Source organism: Cronobacter sp. HA18003, from assembly GCF_011605905.1.
GTDB lineage: Bacteria > Pseudomonadota > Gammaproteobacteria > Enterobacterales > Enterobacteriaceae > Cronobacter > Cronobacter sakazakii.
Map to the genome: position 1 here is coordinate 121,571 of NZ_JAANQO010000025.1, position 15,687 is coordinate 137,257.

The 15,687-nt window shown below is 56.9% G+C and carries 13 protein-coding genes; 9 read left to right on the forward strand and 4 right to left on the reverse strand.

Translation table 11 applies throughout. The features are described 5' to 3' along the window. The first annotated feature begins 219 nt into the window (after positions 1 to 219). The 3 genes from gpmM to G6041_RS18170 are packed head-to-tail and all read left to right on the forward strand — an operon-like array spanning position 220 to position 4,005. A complete protein-coding gene (gpmM, locus tag G6041_RS18160) occupies positions 220 to 1,767 on the forward strand; it encodes a 2,3-bisphosphoglycerate-independent phosphoglycerate mutase (protein WP_012126257.1) in 1,548 nt (515 codons plus the stop codon). Between the two features lie 33 nt (positions 1,768 to 1,800). Continuing rightward, complete coding sequence (gene envC, locus G6041_RS18165; protein WP_231081458.1) at positions 1,801 to 3,060, forward strand: murein hydrolase activator EnvC; 1,260 nt, start codon at positions 1,801 to 1,803, stop codon at positions 3,058 to 3,060. A gap of 3 nt (positions 3,061 to 3,063) precedes the next feature. Continuing rightward, positions 3,064 to 4,005 carry a divergent polysaccharide deacetylase family protein gene (locus G6041_RS18170; protein WP_012126255.1) on the forward strand — a complete coding sequence of 314 codons (942 nt, stop codon included), beginning with the start codon at positions 3,064 to 3,066 and terminating at the stop codon, positions 4,003 to 4,005. Positions 4,006 to 4,036: 31 nt separating this feature from the next. On the opposite strand, the gene G6041_RS18175 is transcribed toward G6041_RS18170, so the two are convergent. The 3 genes from G6041_RS18175 to kbl all read right to left on the reverse strand — a co-directional run bounded on the left by G6041_RS18175 (position 4,037) and on the right by kbl (position 7,596). After that, positions 4,037 to 4,837: a glycosyltransferase family 2 protein gene (locus G6041_RS18175; protein WP_004388487.1), complete on the reverse strand. Its 801-nt coding sequence runs from the start codon at positions 4,835 to 4,837 to the stop codon at positions 4,037 to 4,039. Between the two features lie 527 nt (positions 4,838 to 5,364). Beyond that, a complete protein-coding gene (gene tdh / locus G6041_RS18180; RefSeq protein ID WP_007895443.1) occupies positions 5,365 to 6,390 on the reverse strand; it encodes an L-threonine 3-dehydrogenase in 1,026 nt (341 codons plus the stop codon). A 9-nt stretch (positions 6,391 to 6,399) separates the two neighbouring features. Then, positions 6,400 to 7,596 (reverse strand): glycine C-acetyltransferase, encoded by a 1,197-nt coding sequence (kbl, locus tag G6041_RS18185; RefSeq protein WP_012126254.1) that lies wholly within the window; start codon positions 7,594 to 7,596, stop codon positions 6,400 to 6,402. Positions 7,597 to 7,824: 228 nt separating this feature from the next. On the opposite strand from kbl, the gene rfaD reads away from it, so the two are divergent. The 5 genes from rfaD to G6041_RS18210 are packed head-to-tail and all read left to right on the forward strand — an operon-like array spanning position 7,825 to position 13,023. Next, positions 7,825 to 8,757: an ADP-glyceromanno-heptose 6-epimerase gene (gene rfaD, locus G6041_RS18190; protein WP_004388484.1), complete on the forward strand. Its 933-nt coding sequence runs from the start codon at positions 7,825 to 7,827 to the stop codon at positions 8,755 to 8,757. 12 nt (positions 8,758 to 8,769) lie between these two features. Then, positions 8,770 to 9,816 carry an ADP-heptose--LPS heptosyltransferase RfaF gene (gene rfaF, locus G6041_RS18195; RefSeq protein ID WP_012126253.1) on the forward strand — a complete coding sequence of 349 codons (1,047 nt, stop codon included), beginning with the start codon at positions 8,770 to 8,772 and terminating at the stop codon, positions 9,814 to 9,816. Between the two features lie 3 nt (positions 9,817 to 9,819). After that, complete coding sequence (rfaC, locus tag G6041_RS18200) at positions 9,820 to 10,821, forward strand: lipopolysaccharide heptosyltransferase RfaC (protein WP_012126252.1); 1,002 nt, start codon at positions 9,820 to 9,822, stop codon at positions 10,819 to 10,821. Next, positions 10,814 to 11,917, forward strand: coding sequence for a putative lipopolysaccharide heptosyltransferase III (gene rfaQ / locus G6041_RS18205; RefSeq protein WP_012126251.1), 1,104 nt, complete (start codon positions 10,814 to 10,816; stop codon positions 11,915 to 11,917). The genes rfaC and rfaQ overlap by 8 nt, the downstream gene beginning before the upstream one ends. After that, positions 11,914 to 13,023 carry a glycosyltransferase family 4 protein gene (locus tag G6041_RS18210; RefSeq protein WP_012126250.1) on the forward strand — a complete coding sequence of 370 codons (1,110 nt, stop codon included), beginning with the start codon at positions 11,914 to 11,916 and terminating at the stop codon, positions 13,021 to 13,023. Before rfaQ ends, G6041_RS18210 begins: the two co-directional genes overlap by 4 nt. On the opposite strand, the gene G6041_RS18215 is transcribed toward G6041_RS18210, so the two are convergent. Next, a complete protein-coding gene (locus G6041_RS18215; RefSeq protein ID WP_227003026.1) occupies positions 13,002 to 14,108 on the reverse strand; it encodes a glycosyltransferase family 4 protein in 1,107 nt (368 codons plus the stop codon). The two genes, G6041_RS18210 and G6041_RS18215, sit on opposite strands and share 22 nt — an antisense overlap. A gap of 289 nt (positions 14,109 to 14,397) precedes the next feature. Here G6041_RS18215 and G6041_RS18220 point away from each other — a divergent pair, with 289 nt between their 5' ends. After that, positions 14,398 to 15,687, forward strand: coding sequence for an O-antigen ligase family protein (locus G6041_RS18220; protein ID WP_012126248.1), 1,290 nt, complete (start codon positions 14,398 to 14,400; stop codon positions 15,685 to 15,687).

The following is a 15,687-nucleotide window of genomic DNA, read 5'->3' on the forward strand; positions in this document are numbered from 1 at the left end:
TAAAAAAACCAGGTGTGGAGTATACCTGCGCGCTGTGTCAATTACAGCCAGTACAAGGCAGGTTGTGTGTTTTCTGCGGCGCGTTACGAAAAAAAGAATGAAATGCGCCGTCACGCTTGCACGCCCCGGCCTGTTCTTTGATCTTCTGCGGCTATTTGCCCTCAGGCGGTGTAGTAAAATTACGCCAATTTTTTCGTCTTTGACGCATGAGGTTCTGCAATGTCGCTTACTAAAAAACCTGTCGTATTAGTGATTCTGGATGGCTATGGCTACCGTGAAGATAGCCAGGATAACGCTATTTCCGCCGCCAAAACGCCTGTGATGGATAGCCTGTGGGTCAACCGTCCGCACACGTTAATCGATGCTTCTGGCCTTGAAGTGGGCCTGCCGGACCGTCAGATGGGCAACTCTGAAGTCGGTCACGTTAACCTGGGCGCCGGGCGCATCGTCTACCAGGATCTCACGCGTCTCGATGTAGAAATCAAAGAGCGCACGTTCTTTGAAAACCCGGTGCTGACTGCCGCCGTCGATAAAGCCGTCGCCGCAGGCAAAGCCGTACACATTATGGGTCTGGCGTCGCCTGGCGGCGTACACAGCCATGAAGATCATATCCTGGCGATGATTGAGCTGGCCGCCGCTCGCGGCGCAGAGAAAATCTACCTGCACGCATTCCTGGACGGCCGTGATACGCCGCCGCGCAGCGCGAAAGCATCGCTTGAGAAATTCGCGGCGAAATTCGCCGAAGTCGGCAAAGGCCGCATCGCCTCTATTATTGGCCGTTATTTTGCGATGGATCGCGACAACCGCTGGGACCGCGTGGAGCAGGCGTACGACTTGCTGACGCTGGCGAAAGGCGAGTATGAAGCGCCAAACGCCGTGGCCGGCCTTGAAGCCGCCTACGCGCGTGATGAAAACGATGAATTCGTTAAAGCGACCGTGATTCGTGGCGAAGGCGAAGCCTCTGCCGCAATGGAAGATGGTGACGCGCTGATTTTCATGAACTTCCGCGCCGACCGCGCGCGCCAGATAACCCGCGCGTTTGTAAACCGCGATTTTGAAGGCTTTAGCCGCAAGAAAGTCGTGAAGTTCGCGGATTTTGTCATGCTGACGGAGTATGCAGCGGATATCCGCACCGCCTGCGCTTACCCGCCAGCCTCGCTGCTTAATACTTTCGGCGAGTGGATGGCGAAACATAACAAAACCCAGCTGCGTATCTCTGAAACCGAGAAGTACGCGCATGTGACCTTCTTCTTTAACGGTGGCGTGGAAGAGCCGTTCCCGGGCGAAGACCGCATTCTGATTAATTCGCCGAAGGTCGCGACCTACGATCTGCAGCCGGAAATGAGTTCTGCCGAGCTTACCGAAAAACTCGTCGGCGCGATTAACAGCGGCAAATATGACGCGATTATCTGTAACTACCCGAACGGCGATATGGTCGGGCATACCGGCGTATTCGACGCGGCTGTTGCGGCGGTGGAAGCGCTGGATAACTGCATCGCGCAGGTGACCCGCGCCGTTGAGGCCGCAGGCGGCCAGATGCTTATCACCGCCGACCACGGCAACGCCGAACAGATGCGCGATCCGGCAACAGGCCAGGCGCACACCGCGCACACTAACCTGCCGGTGCCGCTGATTTACGTGGGCGATAAAGCCGTGAAAGCCGTGGACGGCGGCAAGCTCTCTGATATCGCGCCGACCCTGCTGACGCTGATGGGGATGGAAATCCCGCAAGAGATGACTGGCAAGCCGCTGTTCATCGTGGAATAATCCCTCCCCATGAGGGGAAAGGCGATTTTTTCAATGACATGGGGCAACAGGCCGTTTCGGTTCTTACTTAAGCCCCTGCTTTACGCCAGCGCGCTCAGCGCTGGCGTATTGTTATGCCCGCTTTCCGCCCACGCGGATGACCGCGATCAGCTTAAATCCATCCAGGATGATATCGCCGCCAAAGAGCGCGCCGTGCGCCAGCAACAGCAGCAGCGCGCGAAACTGCTCGCCCAGCTGAAAAGTCAGGAACAGGCGATCGCCGCCGCCAGCCGCAAGCTGCGCGAAACCCAGAATACGCTGGCGGAACTCAACCGTCAGATAGCCCAGATGAATGACTCCATCGCAAAGCTGGAGAAGCAAAAAGCGGCACAGGAACGCAACCTGGCGGCCCAGCTTGATGCGGCGTTCCGTCAGGGGCAACACAGCGGCCTTCAGTTGATCCTGAGCGGCGAAGAGAGCCAGCGCGGCCAGCGTTTACAGGCCTATTTCGGCTATCTCAACGAAGCGCGACAGGAAACCATCGCCCAGCTCAAGCAAACCCGCGAAGAAGTCGCCACGCAAAAAGCGGAGCTCGAAGAGAAGCAGACGCAGCAACAGACGCTGCTTTACGAGCAGCAGGCGCAACAGGCGAAGCTGGAGCAGGCCCGCAACGAACGTAAGAAAACCCTCGGTGCGCTGGATTCTTCCATTCAGGAAGGGCAGCAGCAGCTAAGCGAGCTGCGCGCCAACGAATCGCGCCTGCGCGATCGCATCGCCCGTGCGGAAGCGGCGGCCAAAGCGCGCGCCGAACGCGAGGCGCGTGAAGCCGAACAGGTTCGCTCCCGTCAGAAAGAGGCCTCGCGCAAAGGCACCACCTATAAACCTTCCGACAGCGAACGTTCACTGATGGCGCGCACCGGCGGGCTCGGCTCGCCGAACGGTCAGGCATTCTGGCCGGTACGCGGCCCGTTGCTGCACCGTTATGGCGAACAGCTGCAAGGTGAACTACGTTGGAAGGGCATCGTTATCGGTGCCAGCGAAGGCACCGAGGTGAAAGCCATCGCCGACGGGCGCGTTATCCTTGCCGACTGGCTGCAGGGTTATGGTCTGGTCGTGGTGGTTGAGCACGGCAAAGGCGACATGAGCCTTTACGGTTACAACCAGAGCGCGCTGGTGAACGTGGGCGCGCAGGTCCGCGCCGGTCAGCCCATCGCGCTGGTGGGTAACAGCGGCGGTCAGGGTCGTCCTTCACTCTATTTTGAAATTCGCCGTCAGGGTCAGGCGGTCAATCCACAACCGTGGTTGGGAAGATAAGTTTTGCTTCAGTTGCGTCGTCTTGTTTTTGCTCTCGCCGGTTCGCTGGCACTCGCCGCGCCCGCCCTTGCCGGCAAACTCGCTATCGTGATTGATGATTTCGGCTATCGCCCGGGCACCGAAAACCAGGTGCTGGCGATGCCTGCCGAAGTCTCCGTCGCCGTGCTGCCTAATGCGCCGCACGCCCGCGAAATGGCGACTAAAGCCCATAATCAGGGACATGACGTGCTCATCCACCTGCCGATGGCGCCGCTCAGCAAACAGCCGCTGGAAAAAGACACGCTGCGCCCGGATATGAGCGCTGATGAAATCGCGCGTATTATTCGCGAAGCGGTAAACAGCGTGCCTTACGCCATCGGCATGAATAACCATATGGGCAGCGCGATGACATCAAGTCTTCCAGGTATGCAGAAAGTGATGGCGTCGCTCGCGCACTACAATCTCTTTTTCCTCGATAGCATGACCATCGGTAACAGCCAGGCCATGCGCGCCGCCGCAGGCACCGGCGTGAAAGTCATCAAGCGTAAAGTCTTTCTGGACGACACCCAGAACGACGCGGATATTCGTTATCAGTTTAACCGCGCGGTCGCGCTGGCGCGCCGTAACGGCTCGGCGATTGCTATCGGCCACCCTCACCCGTCAACGGTACGCGTGCTCCAGCAAATGCTCTACAATCTGCCGCCCGATATTACGCTGGTGCGCGCGAGCAGCCTGCTGAACGAGCCGCAGGTGGATACGTCGAGACCAGACGCGACACCGCCCTCACAGACCGTGCCGACCGCGCCGCGTAACCCGTTCCGTGGTGTGAAGCTTTGCAAGCCGAAACGCCAGCCTGAGCCGGTCTATGCCACGCGTTTCTTTACGGTGATCGGCGAAAGCGTCAGCCAGAGCCCGCTGGTGAGTTATTTGCGCCATCAATGGCAAGGATGGGGCAAACAGTCCTGAATAAAAAACCCGCCGGAAGGCGGGTTTTTTATTAGCGAGGGAGCGGTGAGTCAGAATGTTTTTTTACCGGCACCTTTTTTTTATCGCCGTGCGCATACCAGGCTTTGAAGTATTTGAGGAAGCTGTAAAACGTGGCATATAAGCCCGTTACCAGCCCCACCCGACCCTGTCGCCAGGCACCGCTAAACAGATACCATTTAAAAAACGCGCCGATCGCGCTTATCACACCGCGAAGCAGCGACGGACGCACTTTTTTATATTTCACCAGCCGCGTCGTATAACTGTTTAATTTATTAAAAACTTCATGCAACGAATAAAACGTATCGTGACGAACATAGCCGGGAATTTTTACCGTCTGTAATTGCCCTTCCACTTTGTCATCCACAGGGCGATCGTTAAATCGCGCCGAACGACGGTTAAAAAGCCGAACCGGGAAATCGGGCGAGGAGATGGGATAAATGGTGCGCACAGGCTCGCCAAGTACATGCCAGTAGCGGGAAATTCGCCAGGCCTGATCAGGGCGCGGTTCGTCACCTGCTTTCAGCGCCAGAATAAAATCGACGGTTTCATCATCGAGGATTTCATCGCTGTCCATACAGAGCACCCAGTCATGCGAGGCAAGGCTAATCGCATGATTCATCTGCTGGCCGTGCATAGCATAAGGGTGAAAATGCGGCGTAATGCCATATTCATGACAAATCGCCACGGTGTCGTCATGGCTGCCGGAATCCAGCACCACCATTTCATCAGCAATAATCAACAATGGTGGTAACACTTCACGCAGCAAGCGCGCAGAGTTGCAGGTCAGAACGCAAACGGAGAGTTTAAGCATAGTGATTCACAACATTTAACCAGGCCTGAACAAACAATATAGGCACGGCAGGCAAAAACGATAAAGAAAAAGTGCGCAAATGTGGCGTAAGTCCAGAATCAGCCACGATATTTTTTTCTGTCTACGCAGACGAACAGCCTGTCATGGCGATAAAGGGCGCGTACACGGGCCTGCAGCGATAAGAGATTGGCTCAACAATAGCGAGCTTGCGTAACGTAGATAACGATTAGCAGAGAAATTACCAACAACAAAACGCTCGAAATACGCAGGCCCTATTTCGTGGACTTTTGTTCTAACAGAATAGACATGAAGACCCGGATTGTATTTTATTTTTTCTGACGACACTTTTAAATACATGCAAAAAAAAGCCCACCGCTCTTCTACAAAGAGAGCCAGGTATTAGCGTGATATTGCGTGTAAAAAAGGGAGTTATAAAAATCGGGGCAGACGGTAGCAATTCGCTTTTATAAAGTCAAATCGCTGAAAATGGTAGCGGCGCCCGAATAATCAGGCGCCGTAATTAAGGGTTAATCCCAGCTCAGGATCACCTTCCCGGACTGACCGGAACGCATAGCGTCAAAGCCCTTCTGGAAATCGTCGATGGTGAAGCGATGGGTAATAATCGGTGACAGATCCAGGCCAGACTGAATGAGCGCGGCCATTTTGTACCAGGTTTCAAACATCTCGCGGCCATAAATGCCTTTGATGAAAAGCCCTTTGAAAATGACTTTGTTCCAGTCGATGGACATATCGGAGGGCGGAATGCCAAGCATCGCAATACGCCCGCCGTGGTTCATGGTATCCAGCATGGTGCGGAACGCCGGCGGCGCGCCGGACATCTCAAGACCCACATCGAAGCCTTCGGTCATGCCCAGTTCGTTCATCACGTCCTGCAGGCTTTCGTTCGCGACGTTCACCGCGCGGGTAACGCCCATTTTGCGGGCCAGCGACAAGCGATACTCATTCACATCGGTAATGACGACGTTACGCGCACCGACGTGTTTCGCCACCGCTGCCGCCATGATGCCGATCGGGCCCGCGCCTGACACCAGCACATCTTCACCGACCAGATCAAACGAGAGCGCCGTATGTACGGCGTTGCCGAACGGGTCAAAGATGGAAGCCAGATCGTCAGAGATATTGTCCGGGATTTTGAACGCGTTGAACGCCGGGATCACCAGATATTCGGCGAAACAGCCCGGACGGTTGACGCCCACGCCAACGGTGTTGCGGCACAGATGCGTGCGCCCGCCGCGGCAGTTACGGCAGTGGCCGCAGGTAATGTGGCCTTCGCCGCTGACGCGATCGCCGATTTTAAAGCCTTTCACTTCCTGGCCAATGCCGACCACTTCGCCAACATATTCATGGCCGACAACCATCGGCACCGGAATGGTCTTCTGCGACCATTCATCCCAGTTGTAAATGTGCACATCGGTGCCGCAAATCGCGGTTTTGCGAATTTTGATCAGCAGATCGTTATGACCCACTTCTGGCTCCGGCACATCGGTCATCCAGATGCCTTCTGCCGGTTTCAGTTTTGATAATGCTTTCATTTCACGCCCTCAGGCAATCACGCCTAACTGTTTACCGATGCGGGTAAACGCATCGACCGCACGTTCAATTTGTTCAGGAGTATGCGCCGCCGACATCTGGGTGCGAATACGCGCCTGGCCTTTCGGCACCACCGGATAGAAGAAGCCGGTCACGTAAATGCCCTCTTTTTGCAGCTCGCGGGCGAATTCCTGCGCGATAACGGCATCGCCCAGCATTACCGGGATAATGGCGTGATCGGCGCCCGCCAGCGTAAAGCCCGCCGCCGTCATCTTCTCGCGGAACAGACGCGCGTTGGACCACAGACGCGCACGCAGATCAGCGCCGGATTCCACCATCTCCAGCACTTTGATGGATGCCGCGACAATCGCCGGTGCCAGGGAATTAGAGAAGAGATACGGACGTGAGCGCTGACGCAGCCATTCGACGACCTCTTTGCGCGCCGCGGTATAGCCGCCGGACGCGCCGCCAAGCGCTTTGCCCAGCGTGCCGGTGATAATGTCCACGCGGCCCATCACGTCACAATATTCATGTGAACCGCGCCCGTTTTCGCCGACAAAACCGACCGCGTGGGAATCATCCACCATGACCAGCGCGTCATATTTATCCGCCAGATCGCACACGCCTTTCAGGTTGGCGATCACGCCGTCCATCGAGAACACGCCGTCTGTCGCGATAAGAATATGGCGCGCGCCCGCTTCACGGGCCTCTTTCAGACGCGCTTCCAGCTCCTGCATATCGTTATTGGCGTAACGGAAACGCTTTGCTTTACACAGGCGCACGCCGTCGATGATGGAGGCGTGGTTCAGCGCATCGGAGATAATCGCGTCTTCCGGGCCGAGCAGCGTTTCAAACAGCCCGCCGTTGGCGTCAAAGCAGGAAGAGTAAAGAATGGCGTCTTCCATGCCGAGAAACGCGGCCAGCTTATTTTCGAGCAGCTTGTGGCTGTCCTGGGTGCCGCAGATAAAGCGCACCGAGGCCATGCCGAAGCCGTGAGTGTCCATGCCCTGCTTCGCCGCGGCGATAAGCTCAGGGTGATTCGCCAGACCAAGATAGTTGTTGGCGCAAAAGTTAACGACGTGGCTGCCGTCTGCCACCTGGATATCCGCCTGCTGGGCGGAGGTGATGATTCGTTCTTCCTTAAACAAGCCTTCGGCGCGCGCCGTTTCTAAATCGGCGGAAAGCTGTTGGTAAAAATCCCCTCGCATTGCAATTCTCCAGACATGAGCCAGTTCGGCACATATTATTACCCAAAGCTATGGACAGAGACGAGATGACGAAGCACCGATTCTTTGTTTTGCAGCATAAATCACGCGAGACGGGCAAACTTGCTTCGGCTGAAACGGCCAATGGCTGTAGGGCAACCAATGTGATGGTATGATTGATACTATTCACGCCGGAGATTTTTCCCGGCTCACATTCTGAAGGACAGGCTTATGATTATCGTTACCGGCGGCGCGGGTTTTATCGGCAGCAACATTGTTAAGGCTCTGAACGACATCGGCTATACCGACATTCTGGTGGTGGACAACCTGAAAGACGGCACCAAGTTCGTCAACCTGGTGGATCTGAATATCGCCGATTACATGGATAAAGAAGATTTCCAGGTGCAGATCATGTCTGGCGAGGAGTTCGGCGAGGTTGAAGCCGTGTTCCACGAAGGCGCCTGCTCATCCACCACCGAGTGGGACGGCAAGTACATGATGGACAATAACTATCAGTACTCCAAAGAGCTACTGCACTACTGCCTGGAGCGCGAAATCCCGTTCCTGTATGCCTCTTCCGCCGCCACCTACGGCGGGCGCACCTCTGACTTTATCGAATCACGCGAATATGAGAAGCCGCTGAATGTATACGGCTACTCGAAATTCCTGTTCGATGAATATGTTCGTCAGATCCTGCCGGAAGCGAACTCGCAGATCACCGGCTTCCGTTACTTTAATGTCTACGGACCGCGCGAAGGCCACAAAGGCAGCATGGCGAGCGTGGCGTTCCACCTCAATACGCAACTGAACAACGGCGAAAGCCCGAAACTGTTTGAAGGCAGCGAAAACTTCAAGCGCGACTTCATCTACGTGGGCGATGTGGCCGCGGTGAACCTGTGGTTCTGGCAGAACGGCGTATCCGGCATTTTCAACTGCGGCACCGGCCGTGCGGAGTCGTTCCAGGCCGTTGCGGATGCCGCGCTGGCCTTCCATAAAAAAGGCAGCATCGAATACATCCCGTTCCCGGAAAAACTCAAAGGCCGCTATCAGGCGTTTACTCAGGCCGATCTCACTAACCTGCGCGCTGCGGGCTACGACAAGCCGTTTAAAACCGTTGCCGAAGGGGTCGCGGAATATATGGCCTGGCTGAACCGCGACGCATAAGCAGGCTGATGCATGAAAATACTGGTGATCGGCCCGTCATGGGTGGGCGACATGATGATGTCGCAAAGTCTCTATCGCACGCTCCGGGCCCGTTATCCGCAGGCGGTGATTGATGTGATGGCACCCGCGTGGTGCCGTCCACTGCTGTCTCGTATGCCGGAGGTGAATGAGGCGATCCCCATGCCGCTCGGCCACGGCGCGCTGGGGCTTGGCGAGCGCCGTCGTCTGGGCCATAGCCTGCGTGAACGCCGCTACGATCGCGCGTACGTGCTGCCAAACTCATTCAAATCGGCGCTGGTGCCTTTTTTCGCAGGTATCCCGCACCGCACCGGCTGGCGCGGCGAGATGCGCTACGGCCTGCTGAACGATGTTCGCGTGCTGGATAAACAGGCATGGCCGCTGATGGTCGAGCGTTATGTCGCGCTGGCCTACGATAAGGGCGTGATGCAGTCGGCAAAAGATTTGCCGCAGCCCTTACTCTGGCCGCAACTGCTGGTCACGGACGCGGAAAAAAGCCAGACCTGCGCGCAGTTCGCGCTTTCCGCCGAGCGCCCGGTCATCGGCTTCTGCCCTGGCGCGGAGTTTGGCCCGGCGAAACGCTGGCCGCATTATCACTACGCGGAGCTGGCAAAACAGCTGATTGACGAAGGTTATCAGGTGGCGCTGTTCGGCTCGGCGAAAGATCACGAAGCGGGCAATGAAATCCTCGCGGCGCTGAGTGTTGAACAGCAGGCGTGGTGCCGCAATCTGGCGGGTGAGACCCAGCTTGAGCAGGCCGTGGTGCTGATTGCCGCCTGTAAGGCCATAGTGACCAATGATTCCGGCCTGATGCACGTGGCCGCTGCGCTCGATCGCCCGCTGGTCGCGCTCTACGGCCCGAGCAGCCCGGATTTCACGCCGCCGCTGTCGCATAAGGCCAAAGTGATTCGTCTTATCACCGGCTACCATAAAGTGCGTAAAGGCGACGCCGCCGAAGGCTATCACCAGAGTCTCATCGACATTACGCCTGCCCGCGTTCTGGAGACGCTCAACGAACTGCTGCTGAACGAGGAAGCCTGACGGATGCGGGTGCTTGTTGTGAAAACCTCCTCAATGGGCGATGTGCTTCATACGCTGCCCGCGTTAACCGACGCCATGCAGGCGATGCCGGATATCCGATTCGACTGGGTCGTGGAAGAAGGCTTCGCGCAGATCCCTTCATGGCATCCGGCGGTTGAACGCGTGCTGCCGGTGGCGATCCGCCGCTGGCGCAAGGCGTGGTTTTCCGCGCCGGTCAAAGCCGAGCGCCGCGCCTTTCGCGACGCGCTGCGGGCGGTAAATTACGATGCGGTGATCGACGCGCAGGGGCTGGTCAAAAGCGCAGCCCTGGTGACGCGCCTGGCACGCGGCGTTAAGCATGGCATGGACTGGCAGACGGCGCGCGAGCCGCTTGCCAGTCTTTTTTATCACCGCCGTCACCATATTGCGAAAGCGCAGCACGCGGTGGAACGCACCCGCGAACTCTTTGCGAAAAGCCTCGGCTATGCAAAACCCGCCGCGCAGGGCGATTACGCCATCGCGCAGCACTTTTTGCGCCAGGCTGCGGACGACGCCGGGCGTTATGTCGTGTTCCTGCACGCCACCACGCGCGATGAAAAACACTGGCCGGAAGCGCACTGGCGCGAGCTTATCGCACTGCTGGGCCCGACGGGTCTGCAGATTCGTCTGCCGTGGGGCGCGCCGCACGAAGAAGCGCGGGCCAGACGGCTTGCTGAAGGTTTTAATTATGTGCAGGTGCTCCCACGCCTGACGCTTGAACAGGTGGCCCACCAGCTGGCGGGCGCGCGGTTTGTGGTGTCGGTAGATACCGGTCTGAGCCATCTCACCGCCGCGCTCGATCGCCCGAACGTCACGCTCTACGGGCCGACCGATCCGGGGCTGATTGGGGGCTACGGGAAAAACCAGTTTGTCTGTCGTCCGGTGGATTCGCTGAAGCTTGCCGATCTGCCCGCCGCTACCGTTTTTGAACAACTGCGTCCCTGGCTTTGCGGGGAAACATCCGTTTCAGAGAGTGCCCATGCCTGACTTATTCACGCCTGAACGCCCGCCAAAGCGCGTTCTGATCATTAAGCTGCGCCACCACGGCGACGTATTGTTGACCTCTCCCTGCTTTACGGTGGTGAAAAAAGCGTACCCGCAGGCAGAAGTGGATGCGCTGGTATATGACGACACCCAGGCGATGCTGACCAGCCATCCGCATATCGACCAGGTGCACACCATTGGCCGCAACTGGCGCAAACAGGGGCTTCTTAAGCAGTTTCAGCTTTACCGGGGACTGGTGAAAACCCTCAAAGCCCGCCAGTATGACGTGCTGATTAACCTGACCGAACACTGGCATGGCGCTCGTCTGGCGCGCCTGCTGAAACCCCGCGTCTCTGTGGGCTTTCGCCCGGACAAACGCAGCGGCTTCGCGCGCCGCCGCTGGGTAAAATCGTTCACCACGCTCTATCCGGCCATTCAGGACAACACGCGTCATATGGTGGAAGTGAACCTCGACGCGCTGCGCCGTATCGGTATTCATCCGGCCACTAGCGACGACAAACGCACGCTGTTTGTGCCCGGCGACGAAGCAGAAGCGTTTATCCAGGACAAGCTGGCCGCGTTTGGCCTGAAAAGCGGCGACTACATTCTGGTGCATCCCACCTCGCGCTGGATGTTTAAATCCTGGGATACCCGCACGCTGGCCGCTACCGTCGATGCACTGGCGAGCCGTGGGCTGCCGGTTATCCTCTCCGCCGCGCCGTCCCGCGAAGAAACAGAGTATATGGATAAACTTCGCGCTGCGCTGACACAGCCAGTATTTGATCTGAGCGGTCAGCTGAATCTGAAACAGCTTGGCGCGCTGATGAAACACGCCCGGATTTACTTCGGCGTCGATTCTATGCCGATGCATCTGGCAAGCGCCGTCGGCACGCCCACCGTGGCGATTTTCGGGCCGACCGGCGCCATCAAATGGTCGCCCTGGGGCGTATCGCATCGCGTTATCACCGCAGGCTTTACCTGTCAGCCCTGCGGTAAAGCAGGCTGCGGCGACAGCGGCGTCTCTGACTGCATCACCGCCATTACGCCTCAACAGGTGCTGAGCGCTATCGATACTCTGCTGCTGGAAACGCCTGCATGAAACTGGCCATCGTCAGACAGACCTGGAACCCTAACGGCGGCGCGGAGCGCTTTGTTTCGCGCGCGCTGAATGTGCTGTCGCAAAGCGGCGAGCTGGATGTCACGCTGATTGCCCGCCAGTGGGAAAGCGGCGCGGGCTGGCAGACGCTGACGGTCGATCCGCCGTTTCGCAATCGTAAAGCGCGTGAGGCCGGTTTTGCCGCCGCCGCCGCCGCGCAGTTTGCGGCATTTGATATCGTGCAAAGTCATGAGCGTATCCCGGGCGCCACGATTTTTCGCGCCGGCGATGGTGTGCACGCCGCCTGGCTTGAACAATACCATCGCATTCAGTCGCCGCTGGCACGCTGGGCGCAGTCCTTTAGCGCATATCATCGTTACATTCTCAAAGCGGAGCGCGAGATGTTTATGCATCCGAAACTTCGCAAAGTGATTTGTAACTCCCGAATGGTGCGCGACGATATCGCCCGCCGTTTCGGACTGGCGGATAATCAACTGACGGTGATTTATAACGGTGTTGATACGTCAGTGTTTCACCCCTCAGTACGTGAGCACTCACTTCGAAGCGAGCTGGGTGTTCCGGCTGATGCGCCGGTACTCGCTTACGTCGGTTCCGGATTTGCCCGTAAAGGCGTTGCGGTAGCGCTGAAAGCGATAGTTGACCACCCCACCGTCTGGCTGCTGGTGGCCGGACGCGATAAACACGCGCGCCGTTTCGAAGCGCTGGCGCACAAGCTTGGCGTCGCGGCGCGCGTCAAATTTCTCGGCCCGATCGCGGATATCAAAACGGTGTATGGCAGCGCTGATGCCCTGATTTTGCCGACGCTCTACGATCCGTTCCCCAATGTCTGCGTGGAAGCGCTCGCCTGCGGCCTGCCGCTGTTAACGAGCCACGGCTGCGGCGCAGCGGAATGGGTGCAGGAAGGCGAGAATGGCTGGGTGCGTGATGCGCTTGATGCGCCCGGCTATAGCGAGGCGATTGGTCAGTGGCTGACAGGGCGCGCCGCCGGGAAAGATTACATCAGCGCCGCGCGGCGCACCGCAGAGCCCTGGACGCTGGAAAGAATGGCCCAGGAACTCAATGCGCTTTATCGTGAACTGCTGGCCTGACGGCTGGCGTTTCGGAACACCTGCTCCATCGCATCCAGCATACAATCACGCGTAAAATGGCTGCACAGGTACTCATACCCCTGCTGCGCCAGCCGCTCGCGTAGCGCCGCGTCGTCATAGAGCCGCATGATGGCGGCTTTTAACGCCTGCGCGTCCCGCTGGCCGACTAATAATCCGGTTTGATTATCAATGACGGCATCCGCCGTGCCGCCCGCGTCCGTGGCGATGGTCGCAACGCGCGACGCCAGCGACTGCAAAACGCCCTGCGGCACGCCTTCCATATCGTGCGACGGGCTCAGTGCAATATCAAACGCCGGAAACCACTTCTGCGGCTCGCGCTGATGCCCGGCCATTACCACACGTGTTTGCAACCCCAGCGCGGCGATTTCCTGCTCCAGCGCGGCGCGGTGCGGCCCTTCGCCAACAATCGCCAGCCGGATATGCGGATTATCGATTTGCGCCAGCGCCTGTAACAACACGCTATGGCCTTTGTTTGGACGCAAATGCGAGACCACGCCAAGCCAGAAAGCGTCTTCACTCAGTCCGCAATCCTGACGCGCCGCGTGTTTATCGCCTGGCTTAAACCGCGCGGTATCGACGCCGCTTGGCACAGAAGTGCTGTGAGAAAGCGGCACGCCGATCTCTTCAAGCTGATGGCGCAACGCTTCACCGGTCGTCACCACATGCGCGCAGGCGGTGCCAAACAACCATCGCGTCCCACGGTTATTTCGCGGCTTGCCGGAAGCGTGACGGGTACGCACCAGCGGCGGCGGGTTACGCAGCGTCGCGCTGGCCAGCGCGACAAGCCAGGTGTCAACGGAGTTGTGGCTATTGATAACGTCAATATGTCCCGCCTCATGTTTCAGCCACGCACGCAGGCGCAGCAGATTGGGAATTTTTTTACGACCGACAGGCAGATTGACGACCGTCAGGCCGGCGTCCCGCGCCAGCGTGTTCAGCGGTACCTCTTCAGGGCAGACAATAGTGACCTGATGGCCGCGCGCCTGCATGCCGAGAGATTCGTTAATAATGCGCAGCGGCTGACCACCCTTTCCGCCGTCTGCTTCGGTATGAACGATATGCATAATCTTCCTGTTATTAGCCAGCGTGTCCGGCAGCACAATTATACCTTTGGCTTTATGAATACTTACAAACATTATCCTTCTTTATAGATATTATCTGTGCTACTTTGCCGTGCAATTTATTGTTTTTTCGCAGAGTCTTACGAGATATTTCTGAATTTTTAAGACCACATGTTAAGCAAACTGTCCTTACAAGTTGTTAATTTTTATGAACACTAAACGTAATGCTTTGTCCGGGCTTTTGTTCGTATCCGTACTGGCGCTTTGCTTTGTATGGCCTATTCCGAATGGAATGCTACCTTTCCATCGCAACGTCTTTATCTATCTTTCTATTGCGCTCACTGTTGGCCTGTTTTTTACGTCGTCTTCAGCTCGTCAGCATTTAAACATACCTAAAATCAAACCGGTGATGCTGTTCATCTGGTTACTGACGTTCTTTATTTTAATCAACGGCTTTATTATTGCGCCTGATATTAAAGAAATGATCGGAACCTGGGACGGGCAATGGGTCAGACCCGTTTTACTTTTTACCTCGGGTATCCTGCTGATGCCGGTTTTACAGGACAGATTCCCTTCACTTACTGCCGCCAGGCTGTTCACGGCGGTGATCCTGTGTTTCTGGGGCGTTATCCTGATCCATTTACTGGACTCGCTTTATCTGTACTGGCGTGACGGAGTCATTCACTGGGGCGAGACGCGAATTGTGTTTAACCGCACCCGCATGAGCTTCCAGGTCAATATGATAACCGGCTTCTTGCTGGCAGAGTTACTGACGCGCAGTCTGCTGCATCAGCGCTTTATGACGCTAAAATCGCCGGTTCTGGTTTTGATGTTGCTTGCCAATCTGCTATGCACCGCACTGGTCGACACCCGCTGGGGCACGATCGGCCTTGTGGGCAGCCTCTTTTCGACTTTTCTCCTGCTAAGCCTGCATAAGATGCGGCGTAGCAATGTGATTAAAGTGGGTAGCATTTTCCTGGCTATCGTCGTGGTGGCAGGCGCGCTGGTGGTGACCTCATGGAAAACCGACCCGCGCTGGGGCAGTCTGGAAGATGACGCCGAGACGGGCTGGAATGCCTCCTTCAATAGCTTCTGTTACAACAGAGCCACCGGAAAACATCCCGTTAATGACTTAGGCAAGCCGATCAATCATTCCAATGGCTGCCGCGCCAGCTTTTTCCATCAGGGCTGGAAACTGGTCGCAGAACATCCGTTCGGCATGGGGCCGCGTAAAGAGGCGTTTAATTACCTTTTACGTCACGACACTAATAATCAGCGTATTGATATCCCGCACAGTCATTATGGGCTTATTGAATTCGGGTTACAGAATGGTATCGCGGGCATCGCAGGCTGGCTGATATTGCTGGTCATGTGCTGGTATATCGGCTGGCGTGAATACCGCCACGGTAATACGATGCCAGGGCTTTTCTTGCTCTTGTTTACGATTGGTTTCTTCTCTCGTACCCTGGTTGACCATAACCTTAAAGACCATTATCTGGAGCAGTATATGATGCTGACAGGGCTGTTAATTGGGATTTGTGCCCTGCGCACGCCGCCAGAAGCGTCAACTAACCCTTCTTAA